Genomic DNA, 17,512 nt, shown 5'->3' on the forward strand with positions numbered 1-17,512 from the left:
TAGGCGACGGACATGTACGACTTCGTCGTGGTCGGCGCTGGTCCCGCCGGCGCACGCTTCGCCCGCCGCGCCAGCGAGGCGGGATACGACGTCCTCGCACTCGAACAGGGCCGCGTCGGTGAGCCGCTGGCCTGTTCGGGACACGTCAGCACCGACATCTGGGAGTTCACCGGTGACGGTGCCCGCGATGAGCTGCTCCAGAACGAGGTGTTCGGGGCGCGCTTCCACGTCGGCGGCCCCCATAGCAACGCCCACGAGTTCTACAAGCGCGAGGTCGTCTCGAACGTCATCGACCGGGTCGGTCTCGACCGGCATCTCGCCGACCTCGCCCGCGAGGCCGGGGCGGACCTCCGCGAACAGCACACTGTGACGGGTGTCGAGGAGCATCGCGACCGCGTCGAGGTCACGGCTCGCGGCCCCGACGGTGTCGAGACCCACGAGGGGAAGATGGTCGTCGGCGCGGACGGCCCGCGCTCGCGGGTCCGGCAGGCACTCGGCCTCCCCGAGCCCGGGGAACTGCTCCACGGCGTCCTCGGCTTCTCAGACGAACCCGACCCACAGGACTTCGTGGACGTCCACCTCACCGCGCCCCGGTTCTTCGCGTGGCGCATCCCCCGGGACGAGTCCGGCGTCGAGTACGGGCTGGCCTGTCCCCCGGGTGAACAGGTGAACGAGCTGTTCGACGAACTCGTCGCGGGCTACGACGTGGACATCGTCCGCCGGTGTTCCGGGCTCATCCCCATCGGCCCCCCGGGCGTCGTGACGACCCGCCGCGGGTTGCTGGTCGGTGACGCGGCTGCACAGACGAAACCGTTCACCGGCGGTGGCATCCTCTACGGGATGACCTGTGCGGACCACGCGGTCCGGACGGTCGACCCCGACGACCCGCGCACGCTTGCAGACTACGAGTCGGCGTGGCGTGACGACCTCGCCAGCGAGATTCGACTCGGCCACTGGATTCGCAAGGCGTACTCGCTCCCCGAGCCGGTGCAGACGCTCGGGCTGTCGACGCTGTCCGGCGAGATCGGCGTCCACATGGACCGTCCCACCTCGCTGTTTTCGACGGACCAGCTGAAAGCGTTCCTGCGCTGAGTGGCGCTCAGTCCCGGGTCTCGTCCCGGTCGCGGCTGATGCCGAGGTAGCCCGACACGGTCCCGTTCTCGATGGTGATGGGGCGAAGCTCGACCGAGAGCGATTCGGTTCCCCCGACCAGTCGGACGTGTTCGACCGAGAGCTCGGGCCGCCCGAACAGACGCTCGACCCGGTCTCTGTCCTCGGTCGCGACCAGTTCGTCGAGGCGTCGGCCATGCAGGTCCTCGGGGTCGGCACCGAGCGCCCGGCTGAGAGTACTGTTCAGCTCTGTCACGACGCCGTCGACCACGACGAACGTCGCGAACGGCAACGCCTCGACGACCGCGCCCAGCGAGAGCGTCCCGGTCGCCTCCTCCCCGGGTCGGTGCTGCTCGAGCAGGCTATCGATACGGTGGCGGAGTGTCTTGGGGTCTATCGGGACCGTGATGAGCTCGTCGACGAAGTCGAACCGGGTGTCGTCGCTGGCGGCGACCCGAGGGCCGAGGCGCTGTGGGACCACCAGCAAGCAGGGAAGGAACTCGTCAACCTCGTCCCGCTGCTCCTTCTGACGACGTATCACGGCGGCTGCACGCGACAGCGCACCGATGTCGACCAGACAGAGGCTGGTGTCCTCTGGCAGTGGGTCGCCCGGCTCGATGGCTTCCGCGGCGATGCCGTGCTCGTCGAGCCACGTCGTCAAGACGTGCTCGTTCCCACTGTCTGCCAGCACGAGTGCGACAGCGCGTGGAGGTGAGGGGGCGTCGAAATCACTCACCGCTGTCCTCGACGAACTCTGGCGTTCCGGTCAACACCCCGCGGAGACCGGTCAGCGGTCCTCCGAGATGGAGACCATCGGAGCGTATCTCGAACTCTCGGAGCGTTCGCTCGAAGTCGCTCGTCCGCATCTTCAGGACGCCCATCGCCCGGTTTATCTCACCGTTCACTTCGAGGTACCGGAGGAAGAGGATGTTGTCACCGAGGTAGCTTATCCGTTCGCTGGTCGGCTGGAAGTCGCCGGTGACCGTGGCCACGTCGTCGATGAGCAGGGACGTGACACCCATCCCTCGCAGGTAGCGACACAGCGCATGCAGTTCACGGACGAGGTCGTCGTCGTCACCACGGATGGAGAGCCGGTAGCCACTGATACCGTCTATCATGACGAGTTTCGCTCCTTTCTCCTCGACCTCCTGGCGGACCATGTGTGCGAACTCGTCCGACGAGACCGCCAGCGGTTCGACCTCGACGATCTCGAGGGTCCCCTTCGCTTGCATCTTCTTGACTGGAATCCCGATGGCCTCCGACCGGTGGACGAACGTGTCGGTCGACTCTTCGAACATGTAGATGACGGAGCGCTCGCCGCGCTCGGCGGCGGCGCTCATGAGCTGCGAGCCGGTCGTCGTCTTCCCGACCCCACTCGGGCCGCTGATGACCGTCACCGTCCCGCGTTCGATACCGCCGGCGAGGAGACTGTCCATCTCGGAGAGTCCGGTCGACATGGCCACGGCCTCGAAGTCGCGCGAGCGAACCGTCGGGACCAGTTCGGGGAACACGTCGATTCCGGTCTCCGTGATCCGCATGGTGTGGGTACCACCCTGGAAGCCCGACCCGCGGAACTTCGTGACGGTGAGTGTGCGGCCCTTGGTGGCGTAGCCCAGTTCGATGCTCCCGTCGCAGATGAACTCGAGGTCGGCGTCGGGCATGTTCGGCATCGGCTGCGTGGAGAACACGATGGTCGCCTCGGAGTCCTTGAGAAAGCTCATGAAGCCAGCGACCTCCGTGCGGAACTGGTAGTCGTCGGGCGCGAAGTAGCGGAGCTGGGTCAACGGGTCGACGAACACCCGGTTCGGTTCGGTTTCCTCGACGGCCCTGACGACGTGTTCCGTGATGTCGTCCTCGACGTCGGGTGGTTCGAACACGTCGTAGTGCGTCCGCGACTGGAACGACTCCGAGTCGGGGCTCAGGTCCAGAATCGTGATATCGGAGAGGTCGAACCCGAGTGCAGCCGCGTTCGCCAGGATGTCCTTCTCGCGCTCCTCGAACGCGACGTAGAGGCTATTCTCCGGGTCTTCGAGTAGAAAATGCAGGCCGAGAATCGTCTTCCCTGTGCCGGGCTGGCCACTGACCATGTACGACCGGCCCGGAATGAAGCCGCCATGAAGGACGTGGTCAAGACCGGAGATTCCGGTCGAGTATCGAACTCCGGTATCATCCATGGCTAGATGGAAACCGCCAGTGACCAAAAGTCATCTGGCGATTTCCTCGCTCAAATGAGCTAAGACGGGTATTCTGGAACTCTGGACGACCGGTCGCTCTCGGCGAAGAACGGCAGCGAGACGCGGGTCGCCGACACCTCGTCGCCGTCGACACGGACGGTAAGGTCGGTCGTCTCGGAGTCGTAGGGGACGAGCGCCATGGCGAGCGGCCGGTCCAGCGACGGGCTCTCGCACGCGCGGGTCACCTCGCCGATGGCGTCGTCACCGTCGAAGACCGCGGCTCCGGAGTCGGGGACGACCTCGGGTTCGAGTCCGACGAGTCGGCGCGACGGTTGGCCACGGTTCTCCACGCGGGAGACGACCTCCTGGCCGACGAAACAGCCCTTCTCGAAGTCCATCGCGTTCCGCAGGCCGAGGACGTTCGGGAGCCGCTCCTGGAGTTCGGTGTCGAACAGGGGCGTCCCGCCTTCGAGGGTCAGGGCATCCCACGTCTGGTAGCCGAAGGGGGCCGCGTTCAGCCCGTGGTTGACGAGCGTGCTGAACACCGCCCTGGCGTCGTCCGCGGCACAGATGACCTCGTAGCCCTCGTCGCCGATGAGGCCGTCGCCCCGGATTACGGTGACACCTTCGTCGCCCATCGTCCCGCGGACGAACGAGAGGTGGCGGTCCGGGGTCGCGGACTTGTTGAGGACGCTCGCGACCTTCTCGGTCGACTTCGGTCCGTGGACGCCGAAGGTGGCGAAGTCGTCGGTGGCGGCCCGTAACTCGACGTCCTGGATGAACACCTTCTCGCCCCAGTCCTCGACCAGCTCGTCGGCCAGTCCCGGCGGCACGAACAGGAGCAGGCGTTCGCCAGCGTTGTAGACGTACATGTCCATCCGGATCTTGCCCTGGGGGTCGAGCAAGAGCGCGTAACAGCCCTCGCCGTCCTCACCGGGCACCCGGTTCGAGACGGCGTTGTCGACGAACTCGACCCTGTCCTCGCCGGTGACCGTGACGACGCCGTACACCATCTCGCAGACGCCGGAGACGTTCCTGACCGCCTTGTGGACTCGCTCCGGTCGCCCGTAGTGTTCGACGACGGTTCGGCCGCCGCGCTCGCCGAACGTCGCCCCGTGGTCCGCGTGGACCGACTCGATGACCGTCATTGATACCTGAGGGTTGGGCGGGTTCGCGGGTAAAGGCTCTCGTTTCTCCGGGCGATGTCTCTGGAGGCGCGAAAAACGCAGAAGCACCGCACAGGGTCGCTGTTCAGGCGTCGACGTCGTGGTCCGGGTCGTCCTCGACGGCGCGCTTCATGGACTCGCGGCGGGACTTGGCGTCACGGCCGGTCGCCTCGAGGAGGAACTCGTTCTTCTTGGAGACGGCGTCGCCAGCGGCTTCGAGCTCGTCCGGCGAGAGTTCGGCCGGGTTGCGCTCGACGAAATCGACCGCGAGCTTGTCCTTCTTGCCCGAGTACTCCACAGCGCCGACGACGATGCGCTCGAAGACAGGGTTCGTCGGTTCGCCGATGACATAGAGGTCGCTGCCCTTGAACTCCTCCGTACCTGTCACGGGGCCGAAGTACTCCTCGATACTCGCTTTCAGGTCCGGAATGCGCTCTTCGAGGTACTCGCCGCGTCGCATCTTGTACTCCTTCATGGATGGGACATGGGCAGGTGGGTGTTTACCTGTTTCGTCACTCCTCGGCGAGGTAGCCCCGTTTGCACTCGGGACAGATGTCCCCGGCGCGCAGCGAGGTCCGTGCGGCGAGTTCGGTGTTGTCACAGGCTGGACAGACGAGATCGCCGCCAGACCGCGATGGCGAGCCGGTGCCCGGGGCCCGGGCCTCGTTGGCGGAGGCGATGCCCGTCGGGGAGTTACTGGCGGCGCTGCGGGCTCGCTGGTCGACCTCCTGTTCGACGGACTGGGCACCCGTGTTGTCGATGAACTCCGCGTCGTGCCCCTTCTCGGGCTTGCCCTCGGCGTCCGTCTGCGGGTGGCCGCCTTCGAACTCGACGTCAGCCGCCTCGCCGTCGGGCGCGGTCGCATCGAAGCCGTCGTCCTCGTCCCCGTGGTCGGGCCACTCGCGCGCCTCGGTCGTGGCGTTCGCGTGGCCGCCCTCGTGCTCCGGCCACTCGCCGTGTTCGCGTTCGGTCTTCTCGGGCTCGGAGCCGTCGCCCGGGAGGATGACGCCGTCGTCGGTCTCCGGGTTCTCGTGGGGGTCTGCAGGCGCGTCCTCCACGAACTCGCCAGCGTCGTCGGCGTCCGTCGCGGTCGCCTCGGCGGTGTCGGCCTCGGCGTCGACCGCGTCACCCGCCGGTTCCGGCTCGTCGTCGCCGTCGATGATCATCGCGTCGTCGTCGGCCGCCACGGCCGCCGCGTCGTCCGGCGTCGAATCGGGACTCGCCGGCTCGTCGTCGCCGTCGACAGCCTCGTCGTCTACGACCTCGGCGTCTTCCGTCTCGGCGTCGTCGTCCGTCTCGCCCTCGCTCTCGACCGCGACATCGGGCTCGTCGTCGTCGACGAGTTCCGCGTCGGCCTCGTCGGCTGTCGCCTCGGCGACCACCTCGGCCGCGACCGTATCAGCGTCGTCTGCCGGCTCCGCCGCCGAGTCGGTCGGCTGTCCGTTCGAGACGCTCGTTACCTCGGTGTTCTCGCTGATGAGAGTCTTCTCGCCACAGCGCGCGCACACCTCGTACTCACGGACGGTCATCACGACCTCGTTGCCCTGCTCGTCGCGCTCGTCCTCTATCTCCGTCTCGCTCCAGTCGTGACCGAGGAGCGAACACCTCAGACCCATTATGACGGCCTACCCCGTCCGGCCGTAAAAGACTTTGCCGACCTGGCAATCGGAGGGTGACGCACCGATGGCTGTGCTAGCAGGCAGCGCGGGAAGCCCAGCCAGCCACTGCTCGTCGACACCGACAGCCATCCGGGTCAGTAAGACACAGCCCACAGCGACTCGGCCCGGACTGGGGACTCGGCACGGACTGGGGACTGGACCCGAATCGACGACTCCACATGAACCGACGAACCCACCGCTCGACACCCTGGCAGACCACCACGACAGGGGCAAGCGTGAAATCGTATCCGCACGAAGTGGACACTGATGAAGGCAAAGCGGGAGTTCCGGAATCGAGCCGACATCGACGTATCCGTGCTCGATGCCCTCGTAGACCGTGCCGACGACGGGATGACAGTCTTCGAGCTCCGCTCGCACGTCGAGGCGGACATCGACGACCTGGAGACGGCCCTCGCGGGGTTGAAAGAGGACGGACTCATCGTCGTCGAACAGTCGACCGGCCGGACGGTCATCAAGCCCGCGGACCAGGTCATCCCCGACCCCGAGGACCTCGCGGAGGACCCGTCGCTCATCGACGAGTTACGGAAGAAACTACCCTTCTAGGCGGGCCTGTCGCCCGTCACGGCCGCTGTTCTAGCTGAGTGCCCGCTCGACCGCGCTGGCGACGCTCCGGGCCTTCTCCGCGAGCGCTTCCGAGACGTGCCCCGACGCCACGGCCTCGTCGAGTTCGTCGTCGTCGACGCGTTCGACGGTTCCATCCGCGTGTTTCACCACGTCGACGTGGAGGTCGACGTAGCGAGCCTCGTCGGGGAACAGCTCGACCGGCGTGCAGATGTTCACGTAGGTGCCCTTCTTTTCGCCGTCCTCGCCGCGGTAGACCGTCGGATACCACCAGCGTCCTTCCTTGAGCTTCGTGATGGCCACGTCGCCCTGCTCGCGCGGGACGCCGAGCGCGTCGTAGGTGCCGCCGCCGGACATCTGGCGTTCGAGGGTCACCTGCCCGTCGGGGTCGTAGTCCGTTATCTCGCCGCGGCCGAGGACGATGAGCCGCCCTTCGGGTTTCCCGTGCGCGAGGGCGATGCGGTCGCCGAGCAGCGGGCCGAACTGTTCGGTGACCGCCCGGAACGGGAACTCGCCGCCGGGGTCGTCACAGACCGCCTCGACGAAGTCGACCGCCGTACTGGCGGCGCGGTGGGCCGCCTTGATGCGATGGTGGCCGATCATGGTTCGCTCGACCCCCCGGCGAATCTCGTCGAGGGCGAAGCGGCACTCGCGGCCGAACCAGACCCAGGCGGTGCCCTCACCGGGGGCGAGCTGGTCCGGGGCGTCGTCGGGGTCGCCGCCGGCCGACGCCAGCTGGTCGTCAAGTTCCTCGGCGCGGTCGACCGCGGCCTGGAGGGCGTCGCCGAGCGCGGACATGTCCGCGTCGGCGGCCGCGCGCTGCCAGCGGACGCCCCAGCCGTCGGGTACCTCCACGGGAAGGATGTCGGTGGTGCGGACGATTTCGGTCGCGCGCTCACCCTTGACGTTCGCGGAGACCCCCGAGCGCCCCTGCGAGAGTTCGACCAGTCCGTCGTGGACCGTGATGTCGGTCGAGAGGAGCGGGCGGTCGTCGCTCCAGGGGGCGGCCGGTTCGTGGACCTGCACGCGAACCACGTCGCCGTCATCCACGTAGCCCTCCACCGTCCGGAACGGGAGGAAGCCTTCGGTGTCGCCCAGATCGACGACCGCGCCGCTGCCGAGCGTCTCGGTGACGATACCGTCGAACACCGCCCCGCGGGGAGCGGCGCTATCCCAGTGGAGCGCGTCGACGCCCACGGTGGCGACGACCTCGCGGACCGCCGCGAGGGTCTCGCGCTCGCCGATGAGGCCGACGCCCTGCCGGTCGTCGGTCGTCTCGATCTCGACCGCGGCCGGTCTCGCAGCGAGGTCGGCCTCGTGCTCCTCGAAGCGCCGCCGGATAGGCGGGGAGGCCTGCACCACGTCGAACCCCTCCTCGAGCAGTAGCTGGGTGAGTGCGGTCGTGTAGATGCCCCGAACCCTGACCGTCATAGCTGGTCGCGGGTCGGTGCGAAACGGACACGGTCGTGGACGCTCGGACCGAGCGTGAGTTCGACCGTCCCGTCGTCGAGGAGTCTGCCGTCTTCGACGAACACGCCCCAGGTGTCGAAGCGCAGCCAGCCGCGCATCTCGGCCGCGTGCGTGGTGATGTCGCAATATTCGACGGTGTGTTCGGGGTACTCGCTCGCGCTGTGGGCCATCTCCATGTCGGAGTAGACCACGTCGTTCGTCTCGAAGAACTCCATCAGCGCCGCGGCGTCGGCTTCGGTCTGCTCGGCGACGGCCGCGGAGGCTGCCTGCAGCTCGTCGGTCGACAGGCCGACCTCGCGCAAGGCGGCCTGCGTCCGCTGGTCGAAGTGCATACTCGGCGCTACAGGTGGCAGGGTCTTTACTCGTACGACAGCGTCCGCGTGAGTCGGTCGTCGGGAATCAGTCGTCGGCCGCGGTGCCGCCCCAGCGGGACGACGCTTCGGCCGTGGTGCGAGAAGAGGGAGGCGTGGTGGTCGTCTTCGGTTCGTCGTCGGTCGGTGTAAGTGTGGGTACTGGTTTCTTAAAGCCGTCTTCCTCCGTCGGAAGCGGTGTGTATAGCATCTGTCGGCTGTTGTTCTCTGTCATTGTCTCGCATAGAGGAGTCCCCCATCATAAGCTTCCCCCTATTACGCGTTATGTGGATTAATGTCATTCTAGGATTTGACGGTCGTCACCTAGGACACCGGGTCGGCACACAGCCTGCCGTAGGGGGAAGCGTTACAGGCCGGATGTCCGTACGCTTGGGCAATGAGTCCACGCCGTGACCCGGTCGAGCGGGCCGCCGACCGGGCCAGTGACCTGTACGAGATCGCGACGTGGGAGCCACGCACCGAGTTCGACGGGTTCGCGGTCTCTGTCTACGAGGGGCTCCGCCCCGCTGCTCGGTTCGGCGTCATCGTCCTCGCGGGCATCCTCGCGCTCGTGCTGTTCGGCCTGGTCGCCATCGGAGCCATCACCACCCCACTGGTCGGCGGCTTCGTCGTGCTCTCCATCGTTCCCGCACTGCTCTTTGCGGTCTACGTCTACCGGAGCGACGTGACGACACAGGAGCCACTGCGGCTCGTCGTCGGTACGTTCCTGCTCGCCATCCTGTTCTCGACGTTCGCCAGCGTCGTCAACACCGTGATGAGCGCGGGCTTCAGTTTCGTCGGCCTCCCGACCAGCACGCTGCTCGGCGGCTTCGTCTACTTCTTCTTCATCGTCGCGCCCGGTGAGGAGTTCGTGAAGTGGCTCGCCATCCGCATGTACCCCTACCGGCGCCCCGAGTTCGACGCGGTCATCGACGGCGCGGTGTACGGTGCCATCGCCGGCCTCGGCTTCGCCACTATCGAGAACGCGGTCTACATCACGGGGAGCATCAACCAGGCGTCGACCGTCCCCATCGTCGACGCGGGCTCGGCCATCGCGACCGTCCGGGCGTTCGCCGGGCCGGGCCACGTCATCTACTCCGCCATCGCCGGGTTCTACCTCGGACTCGCGAAGTTCAACCGGGACTACTTCGGTCCCATCGTCGTGAAGGGCCTCCTGCTCGCGGCGCTGTTCCACGCGACCTACAACATGACCGTCAGCCGGGTCCCGCAGGTGCTCTCGACCGCACTCGACATCAGTCCCATCGCGGCGTTCTTCGGCTACGTCGTCGTCTACGACACCGTCATCGGGCTGTTCCTCTACCGCAAGATACGGAACTACCGGCGGGCCTACGACGAGGTCGGTGCCCACCGGAACGGGGTCGCGGCGGGCGAATCCGAACTCACCGAGTTCGACCAGCCCCCGCGGTACTGAGTTCCATCCGCCTCAGGCCAGCCGGTCGGTGTAGCCGTCGAGCATGTTCTCTACGTACTTCGCCATCACGTCCACCTCCAGGTGGACGAAGTCACCCGGCTCCTTCGCCGAGAGGTTCGTCAGCTCGTACGTCGTCGGGATGATGGCGACCGCGAACTCCCCCTCGCCCTTCTCGGCGACGGTCAGGCTGATGCCGTCGAGGGTGACCGACCCCTTGTCGACGACGTACTGCTCGTAGCCCTCGGGGAGTTCGAACGTGAACCGCCAGTCCTCGCCGACCCGGTCGACCGCGAGGACCTCGGCCGTCGTGTCGACGTGACCCTGCACGATGTGGCCGTCGAACCGCCCGTCCGCGGGCATCGCTCGCTCCAGGTTCACGAGGTCGCCCGCCTCGACGGTACCAAGGTAGGTCTTCGCGACGGTCTCCTCCGCGAGGAACACCTCGAACGTCTCCGCGTCGAACTCTTCGACGGTCAGACAGACTCCGCTGACGGCGATGCTCGCGCCGTGGCCGATGTCTTCGAGGACCACGTCGCCCGCGATTCGCAGGCGTCGCCCGTCGTCGGTCTCTGTCACCTCGACCACCTCGCCCGTCTCCTCGACGATACCGGTGAACATAGCCGGGGGTTCGGGGCGGGTGGCGGAAAGGGTTGCTATCTCGGGTGCTCGTCTGCTGGTGAAACTACCGGGTGGCGCGTGCGGTCGGCGGTGCGAGCGATAGCGAGGTCGCCGACGAAAGCACGCGAGGGATGAGAAGCGCAGGCGGAGCCGAGCATCGAAATCGGCTGGGGAGGGCGTGGTGCGGTTGCGGTGCCGCGCGGGGCGGGGGCGGTCTCCACTGCCACCAGCGCGAGTGACCTGCTCGTCGCCACCAGCCACCGCCTGAACGCCATGTCGAACAGCCACCGTTTCGAGTCGACAACCGAAACCGACAATCGGTCCGACTGCGCAAGCCACCAATCTGCACTCACTCACCACTGGGTCCGCACCCTTTTTGTCGTGCTGTCGCCAACGAACTGTCGATGGGTCGGAGCATCATCGAATCGGTGAAACTGCTGGCGGTACTCGTGTTCGCACTCCCTGCCATCGCCGCGGGGCTGGACATGGTCTTCCTGCGCGGAGAGACCACCATGGGTGCGGCACTGGTCGTCATCGGGGTCCTCATGATACTGGTCGAGAAGTACATCGACAGCCCGTTCGACCTCCCGGGCAAGCTGACCGGCAAGGCGGTCGATACGGTCATCAAGGAGCCCGAGGAGATCGACGAGTCGAGCAGCGAGTAGCGAGAACAGTCTTTCTCAGGGTGCCAGCGACCGCGGGAACGCGCCGAGTGCGCGCCCGCCGTCGGCCGTAATCACGACGAGGTCGGCGAGCCTGACCGTCCCTTCGTCTGCGTCACTGACCGTGGCATCGAGCGCCAGCACCGTCCCGGCGTCGAGTTCTGCGTCGTCGTCCAGCTCGCCGAGCAGCGGCGCTTCGCGGCGTTCCAGTCCGACGCCGTAGGCCGTCCCGTCGTCGCCGTCGAATCCGTAGGCAGCGACCTCGGCTTCGAGTTCCAGCAGCACCTCGCCGACCGTGATACCGGGTTCGAGTTCGCCGAGGGCCGCGTCGAGGGCGGTCTCGGCGGCCAGTTGCGCACGCCGGGTCCAGCCGCCGTCACCGTCGACGACGAACGTCCGGACCAGCCGGCCGTGGTAGCCGTCCTGCCCGTGGGGCGCGAGGTCGACGACGACGGTGTCGCCCGGTTCGATGGGGTCGTCGCTCCGCGGGGTCGCCGTCCGGCCCGCGACGCCGATGGCGGTCGTCCCGGGGTGGACGCCCTCGGCTGCGAGGGCGGCGTTGGCCTCCCACCGCAGCCGGAGCGCGGTGAGGGGGGCGTCGTTCCAGACGAGGGGGCCGTCGTGGTCGTGGCCCTCGTCGCTGTCGTCACCGGCGCTGTGGCTGTGGCCGTGGCCGTGGGCGTGTCCGCTGTGGCCATGGCCGTGCCCTGGGTCTTCCTCGGTGAGGTCACCGGGTTCGGCCTCGGCCAGAACTTCGGCGACGCGGCGCATGCCCGCACAGGCCGCCGACTGGACCGTTGTCTGGCGGAGCTGTTCGGCGTCGGTCTTCGTCTCCCTTGCCTGGTCGACGACCGCGGTCGAGGCCACCTCGAAGCCCTCGTTCTCCAGGTACAGCGCGGCGTCGTGGGGGACCGTTCGGGGGTCAGGACGGTGCCGGACAGCCCGAGGTCGTCGAGTACCGTTGCGACGCGGGTGCCCGTCGGGATGTCCTCGCCTGCGGGAAGAACCTGCGCGTCGGGGTACGCTTCCGTCGCGGCGTCGGGTGCCTCGGGCGCGAGCAACAGCGCCTGCTCATCGGTGACGACGACCGCGAGTTCGCCCTCGATTTGTGCAGTTCGGGCGAGATAGCGAAGCGTCGGGTCGGACTCGCGGCCGACGTGGATGAACGCACAGGCATCGCGGGCTCGCAGCTCGCGCTGGACGGGCTCGAAATCGATTGAAAGCGACATGGCCTCAGTCGGCAGCTTCCGGCTCGACGGGCTGTTTCGCCATCTCGATGAGCTCGTCGAGGTCGATGCCGGTTATCTCGTTGTTCAGGAGCACGTCGACCGAGAGGGTCGGCGCGCCGTCGACGAGGTTCTCCAGCAGGACGAGGCGCTCGCGGGCACGGGACATCCCGACGTAGAACACACGTCGCTCGTTGTCGGTCAGGATGGGGACCGGCGAGGTCGTCTTGGTGAACTCGATGTCGTCGTCCAGTGCGTCCTCGTCGACCGTCGCGACCATCTGCTCGACGACCTTCTCGGTGAGGTCGGTCGCCATGAACACGTGGTCGGCCTCGCGACCCTTCGCGGAGTGGATGGTGCCGAGACGGACGTGGTCGCGGTCCATGTCGCGGTGCTCGCCGGTCGCGAAGTACGCCTTCATCGACTTGCGCTGGAAGGAGGTGACCTTCCGGACCATGTCCGACGCCGACGCCGGGCCGGGCATGAAGGGGACGAAGTCGCTCACGAGGTCGGGCGAGATGGTGAGCTCGGTGAGGTCCTCGACACCGGCCTCTTCCTGGGCCTCGTCGATGGCGTCGAAGAACTCGTCGCGCTCGTTCGTACCGAAGGCGGACTCCTGCAGCATGTCGGCGAGTCGTCGAGCCTGCAGCCCGTTGATGTCCTCGCCTTCCTCGATCTGCTCGACCGCGGTGACGTAGTCGTTCAGGCGGTCGGTCCACATGCGCTGGTCGGTCAGCGACTTGAACGGGATGCCCTCCGTGATGAACTCGTCGATGAACTGGAACATCTGGTAGCGCGCCCGGAACAGGATCATGACCGTCCCGTCGTCGTTCTGGATGGTCCGGCGGACGTTCCGCACGAGGTCGAGCATCGACGGGTTCTGGACGGCTTCGACGACGCCGCCCTCTTTGCGGGGTTTGAGGTCCTTGTCCTGGCGCTTCTCGATGTGGCGGATCTCCTTGTTGACGATGTTGAGGATGCGCGAGGGGAGCCGGTAGGAGTTGGGGAGGATGATGTCGTCGTCCGGCTCGGCGTCGAGCAGGAGGTCGGGGTCGGCACCCTGCCAGGCGTAGACGACCTGGTCGTCGTCACCCGCGATGAGGACGCCCTTCATGTGAGGCCGCCACTCGTCGTAGACGCGGTGCTGGAGCGTCGTGATGTCCTGGAACTCGTCGATGACGAGGTAGTCGACGTTCGGGAGCAGGGAGCGCTGTTCGACGCGTTCGAGCATGTCCGCGAAGCCGACGAGCTCGTTGTCGCCCTTGTACTTGCGCCACGCCCGGATGGTCTCGGGGACGTCGATGCGGTCGTCGTCCGAGGGCCACGTCGGGGTGTACTTGTTGCCTTCCTGGGCGTTGGGGTCGATCTCGGGCGGGAGACGGACCGTCTCGACGTCCCACTGGAACGGCACGTCGTACCAGTCGGCGACCTCGCGGTTGGTCCGCTGGAGCCACTGGCTCGTCGCGATGATCTTGTTCCCGATGGTGGTCGAGCGGGCGGTGCGGCGGCCGGCACCACCGTACTCGTCCTCGTACTCGATGCCGTACTCCTCGCAGAACTCCTCCTTGTCGGACTCGCCGACGACGTCGTTGCGGGAGAGGTTCAGGAGGTCGTACGCCTTCGCGTGCATGGTACAGACGTTCCCCTGGAGGGAGCGGGGATTGATGTCGAGGCGCTCGGCGAGACGCTCGCGGATCTCGGCTGCTGCCGCACGAGTGTAGGAGACGACGAGGATGTCGCGGAAGGTCACGTCCTCGTCTTCGAGGATCTCCTCCACCTTGTCGAGGAGGGCTGTCGTCTTCCCGCTTCCCGGGCCACCGAAGAGGCGGGTTACTTTCGTCTCGGCGTCAGTCATTAGACGCATACTGGGGGCCGACACGGATAAGAGCCATGGGTTTGCTCCGCCCCCTGTGAGGCGATACCAACGGCGCCGCAGGATGGTGAAAATCCGACGTGAGAACGGCGGATGAACGGCCGGGTCGCGAACGGTCTGTAGACGGTCCTCGATCTGTAGACGGTACTAGTTGTTTCGAGGAGAACGAGCCTCTCGTACGTCGCTTCCGTCACGGATCTTGTCCTTGCAGTTAGGACAGACACGGGGGTCCTCGATGCCTCGTGGTGTGAACACTCTGGCATACGCATCTGTGACGAAAGACCCGCAGTTCTGGCATTCCGGCATTTGAATCTCCATTCTGTGGAGATGGAATTATCTTTAATAATGTTTCCCCCTAGTGACCTCGGTTGCCGGTTCTCAGGTAGATGATACCACGGCCCGCTCGAACGGCCATGAATGGGAAAGGCTGGGTGGTCTCTGGAGGGTTACCGTGGTATCAACTTCGGCGGAAGTCCGCCCGATTGAACTGTTGACGGCGGGGTGTGCGGCTGGGCCGCGCTGCTTACGGTGATTACTACTGTCGAAAGAAGTGCTACCCGTGGTCGCGCGCGGTCCGCCGCCACGACCACCGGTCGGTCATCTACGCGGTACTGGTCGGTCCCTGTTCATCGGGCCGCGCTGTCGCTGGGGTCAGTTCGGTGCCCAGCCACAGACCCCGCAGTCGTCGGCGGCCTCGTCGTGGAGCGCCATACAATCGGGGCACTGGAGCTTGTTGTAACTTCGATCCCACCCTACCGGTTCTGTCTCGTGACCGCGGTCTGCGAGGAATTGGTCGAACACGTCGTCACCGGATTGGGGTGCGGACGCCATGTGACATGGTAAAGCACACCACGTATTAAACGATTGTGGTGTGACACCACAAAACACGCCTAGGCAATATTTAGCATACTAATGCCCAAACCCCGTCCCGAGCGAGGCGTGAGAGTTTTTCCCCCACCGACCGAAGACGCAGTATGACCGGCCTCAGTCTCGATCCGACGCAGCTCGACCGCTACTCCCGGCACATCATCATGGACGAGGTCGGCCCCGAGGGTCAGGAGCGTCTCCTCGACGCGGCCGTCCTCTGTGTCGGCGCGGGTGGCCTCGGCTCACCCGTCATCGAGTACCTCGCCGCCGCGGGCGTCGGCCGTCTTGGTATCGCGGACGACGACGTGGTCGAACGCTCGAACCTCCAGCGACAGGTCATCCACCGCGACGCGGACGTAGGCGAACCCAAGGCCGAGAGCGCCGCCCGGTTCGTCCGCGACCTGAACCCCGACGTGACCGTCGACGTGCACGAGACCCGCGTCGGCCCCGACAACGTGACCGACCTCGTCGCGGAGTACGACCTCGTCGTCGACGGGAGCGACAACTTCGCGACGCGCTACCTCGTGAACGACGCGTGTGTGCTCTCGGAGACCCCGTTCGTCCACGGGGCCATCTACAAGTTCGAGGGGCAGGCGACCACCTACGAACCGGGTGCGCCCTGCTACCGGTGCGTGTTCCCGGAAGCACCCGAACCCGGCACCGTCGCCGACTGTGCCACGACCGGCGTCCTCGGCGTATTGCCCGGAACGCTGGGCTGCATCATGGCGACCGAGGCCGTCAAGAAGGTACTCGGGGCCGGCGAGAGTCTCGATGACAGGCTGTTGCTGTACGACGCCATGGACATGAGCTTCGACGAGGTGCCGGTGCGCCAGAACCCCGACTGCCCGGTGTGCGGGGACGAACCACAGATCGGGTCGGTCGCGGACGTGGACTACGCAGAGACGTGTGCTATCGAGTGAGGTTTCACCGGGTTCTCGAAATTCTGGATTCAGGGCTGTGTCCCGGTGGACCCACCCACTACAGTTGCACGCCGAGGATAGCCAATATCCCTGTCAGGAGGAAGTACAGGAGACTCAGTCCGAAGAATAGTACCATTGACGTGATGAGGACCGCCTTGAGGGTTTCAGTTCTCGAGTCCGTCGAATCACTACCGGTCCTGTGCGTTCCCACTTCACCGTCGACGTATCCCATCGACTCGAGGACTGACGACTCGGAATCCACAGACTCTCCGTGGGGTCGTTCCATCCCGGGGACGTAGTCTCCGATCAGCGCTCCCAGTTCGAACCTGTCCATTCCCCCGTCGTCTCCACCGTCTCCGTCCATACGCGTTTCAAGTTCCTTGTTACTGATAAGTTTTCTCCGCTGTCTAATCCACGCTCTCGAATCGTTCTTGTCGTCTATCTGAACTCCGTCCCGTGGAGTGGACAGATGGGTTCGAGAACTCCGGAAGGCCGCCTACAGGATCTCCTCGATGTCCCCCAGCGACTCCAGAATGTGGTCCGGCTGGACGTCCGATGCCACCGCCTCCTCCCGCGTCGTCGCGCCCGTCAGTACCAGCACGGTCTCCATCCCGGCACGCTCGCCCATCAGGATGTCAGTGTGCAGGTTGTCGCCGACGACGAGGCACTCGCTCGGTTTCACACCGAGTGTTTCACAGACGGCATCGGCCATGTGCTCGGAGGGTTTCCCGATGACCAGCGGGTCGCGGCCGGTCATGCCCTCGATGGCACCGATGGTCGCGCCAGCACCGGGTTCCAGTCCCTCCGGCGTGGGGTAGGTCCGGTCGGGGTTCGTCGCGACGAACAGGGTCCCCTTGTGGAACGCCCTGAGCGTCTCGGTCAGCAACTCGTGGCTGATGTCGTAGGCCTTCCCGGCGGCGACCACGTCGGCGTCGCCCGATTCGACGACGGTGAGGCCGGCGTCCTGAATCTCTTCGTGCAGGACCGCGTGACCGACGACGAACACGTCGGCGTCGGGGTGGTGCTCGGCGAGGTAGGTCGCGGTGGCCGACGCGGAGGAGGAGAGGCCGCCGATGTCCCCCGGGATGCCGAGCGATTCCAGGGTCGCGGGGAACCGTCCCCGGTCCACGCTGGTGCTATTGGTGACGAACCGGACCGCGACCCCGGCGTCCCGCAATGCGAGCACGCCCTCGTCTGCGCCGGGTATCAGTTGCTCGCTGCGCCAGACGGTCCCGTCGAGGTCCACGATGGCCGCGCGTCGCGTCATTGGCGGGGATTCACCCGCCGGGGTTGTAACGCTGCCCCTGGCACCAGCAGACGGCCACCAGCAAGTCGCCACCAGCAACTGCCGGACGGGAGTTGACACGGCTCAGGCGCGCTTTATCGTCTCAGCCGGCGAATATG

General features: G+C 66.3%; 20 protein-coding genes. 6 read left to right on the forward strand and 14 right to left on the reverse strand.

Annotated elements, in window-relative coordinates; translation table 11 throughout:
* Positions 1–12 precede the first annotated feature (12 nt).
* Positions 13–1,092: a geranylgeranyl reductase family protein gene (locus N6C22_RS05055; protein ID WP_261649846.1), complete on the forward strand. Its 1,080-nt coding sequence runs from the start codon at positions 13–15 to the stop codon at positions 1,090–1,092.
* Positions 1,093–1,099: 7 nt separating this feature from the next.
* Here N6C22_RS05055 and N6C22_RS05060 read toward each other — a convergent pair whose 3' ends face one another.
* The 5 genes from N6C22_RS05060 to N6C22_RS05080 form a co-directional block, all read right to left on the reverse strand.
* On the reverse strand, positions 1,100–1,846 hold the full coding sequence (locus N6C22_RS05060; protein WP_261649848.1) for a PAS domain-containing protein: 747 nt from the start codon (positions 1,844–1,846) through the stop codon (positions 1,100–1,102).
* Entirely contained in the window at positions 1,839–3,284 is a 1,446-nt protein-coding gene (locus N6C22_RS05065; RefSeq protein ID WP_261649849.1) for an ATPase domain-containing protein, read from the reverse strand. Before N6C22_RS05065 ends, N6C22_RS05060 begins: the two co-directional genes overlap by 8 nt.
* A 59-nt stretch (positions 3,285–3,343) precedes the next feature.
* Positions 3,344–4,432, reverse strand: a complete 1,089-nt coding sequence (locus N6C22_RS05070; RefSeq protein WP_261649851.1) for an aminomethyltransferase family protein — start codon at positions 4,430–4,432, stop codon at positions 3,344–3,346.
* A gap of 103 nt (positions 4,433–4,535) precedes the next feature.
* Positions 4,536–4,925: a DUF5611 family protein gene (locus N6C22_RS05075; RefSeq protein WP_261649853.1), complete on the reverse strand. Its 390-nt coding sequence runs from the start codon at positions 4,923–4,925 to the stop codon at positions 4,536–4,538.
* Positions 4,926–4,962: 37 nt separating this feature from the next.
* The gene (locus N6C22_RS05080) at positions 4,963–6,066 is read right to left on the reverse strand and encodes a hypothetical protein (RefSeq protein ID WP_261649855.1); all 1,104 of its coding nucleotides are present in this window, start codon (positions 6,064–6,066) and stop codon (positions 4,963–4,965) included.
* 309 nt (positions 6,067–6,375) lie between these two features.
* Here N6C22_RS05080 and N6C22_RS05085 point away from each other — a divergent pair, with 309 nt between their 5' ends.
* Complete coding sequence (locus N6C22_RS05085; protein WP_261649856.1) at positions 6,376–6,672, forward strand: DUF6432 family protein; 297 nt, start codon at positions 6,376–6,378, stop codon at positions 6,670–6,672.
* A 30-nt stretch (positions 6,673–6,702) separates the two neighbouring features.
* Here the strand turns inward: N6C22_RS05085 and N6C22_RS05090 are convergent, their stop codons facing one another.
* The 3 genes from N6C22_RS05090 to N6C22_RS05100 form a co-directional block, all read right to left on the reverse strand.
* Positions 6,703–8,121: a DUF402 domain-containing protein gene (locus N6C22_RS05090; protein WP_261649857.1), complete on the reverse strand. Its 1,419-nt coding sequence runs from the start codon at positions 8,119–8,121 to the stop codon at positions 6,703–6,705.
* On the reverse strand, positions 8,118–8,492 hold the full coding sequence (locus N6C22_RS05095; protein ID WP_261649858.1) for a hypothetical protein: 375 nt from the start codon (positions 8,490–8,492) through the stop codon (positions 8,118–8,120). The genes N6C22_RS05090 and N6C22_RS05095 overlap by 4 nt, the downstream gene beginning before the upstream one ends.
* Before the next feature lie 67 nt (positions 8,493–8,559).
* Positions 8,560–8,745 carry a hypothetical protein gene (locus N6C22_RS05100; RefSeq protein ID WP_261649859.1) on the reverse strand — a complete coding sequence of 62 codons (186 nt, stop codon included), beginning with the start codon at positions 8,743–8,745 and terminating at the stop codon, positions 8,560–8,562.
* A 162-nt stretch (positions 8,746–8,907) separates the two neighbouring features.
* Here N6C22_RS05100 and N6C22_RS05105 point away from each other — a divergent pair, with 162 nt between their 5' ends.
* Positions 8,908–9,942, forward strand: coding sequence for a PrsW family intramembrane metalloprotease (locus tag N6C22_RS05105; RefSeq protein WP_261649860.1), 1,035 nt, complete (start codon positions 8,908–8,910; stop codon positions 9,940–9,942).
* Between the two features lie 12 nt (positions 9,943–9,954).
* Here the strand turns inward: N6C22_RS05105 and N6C22_RS05110 are convergent, their stop codons facing one another.
* Complete coding sequence (locus N6C22_RS05110) at positions 9,955–10,560, reverse strand: riboflavin synthase (protein WP_261649861.1); 606 nt, start codon at positions 10,558–10,560, stop codon at positions 9,955–9,957.
* A 404-nt stretch (positions 10,561–10,964) separates the two neighbouring features.
* Between N6C22_RS05110 and N6C22_RS05115 the strand changes: the two genes are divergently transcribed.
* Positions 10,965–11,225: a hypothetical protein gene (locus tag N6C22_RS05115; protein WP_261649862.1), complete on the forward strand. Its 261-nt coding sequence runs from the start codon at positions 10,965–10,967 to the stop codon at positions 11,223–11,225.
* 15 nt (positions 11,226–11,240) lie between these two features.
* On the opposite strand, the gene N6C22_RS05120 is transcribed toward N6C22_RS05115, so the two are convergent.
* A complete protein-coding gene (locus N6C22_RS05120; protein ID WP_261649864.1) occupies positions 11,241–12,089 on the reverse strand; it encodes a M24 family metallopeptidase in 849 nt (282 codons plus the stop codon).
* On the opposite strand from N6C22_RS05120, the gene N6C22_RS05125 reads away from it, so the two are divergent.
* The gene (locus N6C22_RS05125; protein ID WP_261649866.1) at positions 12,059–12,442 is read left to right on the forward strand and encodes a hypothetical protein; all 384 of its coding nucleotides are present in this window, start codon (positions 12,059–12,061) and stop codon (positions 12,440–12,442) included. The genes N6C22_RS05120 and N6C22_RS05125 overlap by 31 nt on opposite strands.
* 13 nt (positions 12,443–12,455) lie before the next feature.
* On the opposite strand, the gene N6C22_RS05130 is transcribed toward N6C22_RS05125, so the two are convergent.
* Both N6C22_RS05130 and N6C22_RS05135 read right to left on the reverse strand, forming a co-directional pair.
* Positions 12,456–14,303, reverse strand: a complete 1,848-nt coding sequence (locus tag N6C22_RS05130) for a UvrD-helicase domain-containing protein (RefSeq protein ID WP_261649867.1) — start codon at positions 14,301–14,303, stop codon at positions 12,456–12,458.
* Positions 14,304–14,972: 669 nt separating this feature from the next.
* Positions 14,973–15,152 (reverse strand): HVO_0416 family zinc finger protein, encoded by a 180-nt coding sequence (locus N6C22_RS05135; RefSeq protein ID WP_261649868.1) that lies wholly within the window; start codon positions 15,150–15,152, stop codon positions 14,973–14,975.
* Positions 15,153–15,295: 143 nt separating this feature from the next.
* Between N6C22_RS05135 and N6C22_RS05140 the strand changes: the two genes are divergently transcribed.
* Complete coding sequence (locus N6C22_RS05140) at positions 15,296–16,108, forward strand: molybdopterin-synthase adenylyltransferase MoeB (protein WP_261649870.1); 813 nt, start codon at positions 15,296–15,298, stop codon at positions 16,106–16,108.
* A 58-nt stretch (positions 16,109–16,166) separates the two neighbouring features.
* Here N6C22_RS05140 and N6C22_RS05145 read toward each other — a convergent pair whose 3' ends face one another.
* Positions 16,167–16,472, reverse strand: coding sequence for a hypothetical protein (locus N6C22_RS05145; protein ID WP_261649872.1), 306 nt, complete (start codon positions 16,470–16,472; stop codon positions 16,167–16,169).
* 132 nt (positions 16,473–16,604) lie between these two features.
* Positions 16,605–17,375: an HAD-IIA family hydrolase gene (locus tag N6C22_RS05150; protein ID WP_261649875.1), complete on the reverse strand. Its 771-nt coding sequence runs from the start codon at positions 17,373–17,375 to the stop codon at positions 16,605–16,607.
* Positions 17,376–17,512: the final 137 nt, after the last annotated feature.

The sequence above is a fragment of the Haloarchaeobius sp. HME9146 genome (assembly GCF_025399835.1).
Lineage (GTDB): Archaea > Halobacteriota > Halobacteria > Halobacteriales > Natrialbaceae > Haloarchaeobius.

What these genes read in the sequence shown, in the direction of transcription:
- N6C22_RS05130 (WP_261649867.1), bottom strand. Translation starts at nt 14,303, where the DNA reads ATGACTGACGCCGAGACGAAAGTAACCCGCCTCTTCGGTGGCCCGGGA.
- N6C22_RS05065 (WP_261649849.1), bottom strand. Translation starts at nt 3,284, where the DNA reads ATGGATGATACCGGAGTTCGATACTCGACCGGAATCTCCGGTCTTGAC.
- N6C22_RS05100 (WP_261649859.1), bottom strand. Translation starts at nt 8,745, where the DNA reads ATGACAGAGAACAACAGCCGACAGATGCTATACACACCGCTTCCGACG.
- N6C22_RS05145 (WP_261649872.1), bottom strand. Translation starts at nt 16,472, where the DNA reads ATGGACGGAGACGGTGGAGACGACGGGGGAATGGACAGGTTCGAACTG.
- N6C22_RS05055 (WP_261649846.1), top strand. Translation starts at nt 13, where the DNA reads ATGTACGACTTCGTCGTGGTCGGCGCTGGTCCCGCCGGCGCACGCTTC.
- N6C22_RS05115 (WP_261649862.1), top strand. Translation starts at nt 10,965, where the DNA reads ATGGGTCGGAGCATCATCGAATCGGTGAAACTGCTGGCGGTACTCGTG.
- N6C22_RS05075 (WP_261649853.1), bottom strand. Translation starts at nt 4,925, where the DNA reads ATGAAGGAGTACAAGATGCGACGCGGCGAGTACCTCGAAGAGCGCATT.
- N6C22_RS05105 (WP_261649860.1), top strand. Translation starts at nt 8,908, where the DNA reads ATGAGTCCACGCCGTGACCCGGTCGAGCGGGCCGCCGACCGGGCCAGT.
- N6C22_RS05080 (WP_261649855.1), bottom strand. Translation starts at nt 6,066, where the DNA reads ATGGGTCTGAGGTGTTCGCTCCTCGGTCACGACTGGAGCGAGACGGAG.
- N6C22_RS05070 (WP_261649851.1), bottom strand. Translation starts at nt 4,432, where the DNA reads ATGACGGTCATCGAGTCGGTCCACGCGGACCACGGGGCGACGTTCGGC.
- N6C22_RS05085 (WP_261649856.1), top strand. Translation starts at nt 6,376, where the DNA reads ATGAAGGCAAAGCGGGAGTTCCGGAATCGAGCCGACATCGACGTATCC.
- N6C22_RS05150 (WP_261649875.1), bottom strand. Translation starts at nt 17,375, where the DNA reads ATGACGCGACGCGCGGCCATCGTGGACCTCGACGGGACCGTCTGGCGC.
- N6C22_RS05135 (WP_261649868.1), bottom strand. Translation starts at nt 15,152, where the DNA reads ATGGCGTCCGCACCCCAATCCGGTGACGACGTGTTCGACCAATTCCTC.
- N6C22_RS05140 (WP_261649870.1), top strand. Translation starts at nt 15,296, where the DNA reads ATGACCGGCCTCAGTCTCGATCCGACGCAGCTCGACCGCTACTCCCGG.
- N6C22_RS05095 (WP_261649858.1), bottom strand. Translation starts at nt 8,492, where the DNA reads ATGCACTTCGACCAGCGGACGCAGGCCGCCTTGCGCGAGGTCGGCCTG.
- N6C22_RS05110 (WP_261649861.1), bottom strand. Translation starts at nt 10,560, where the DNA reads ATGTTCACCGGTATCGTCGAGGAGACGGGCGAGGTGGTCGAGGTGACA.
- N6C22_RS05090 (WP_261649857.1), bottom strand. Translation starts at nt 8,121, where the DNA reads ATGACGGTCAGGGTTCGGGGCATCTACACGACCGCACTCACCCAGCTA.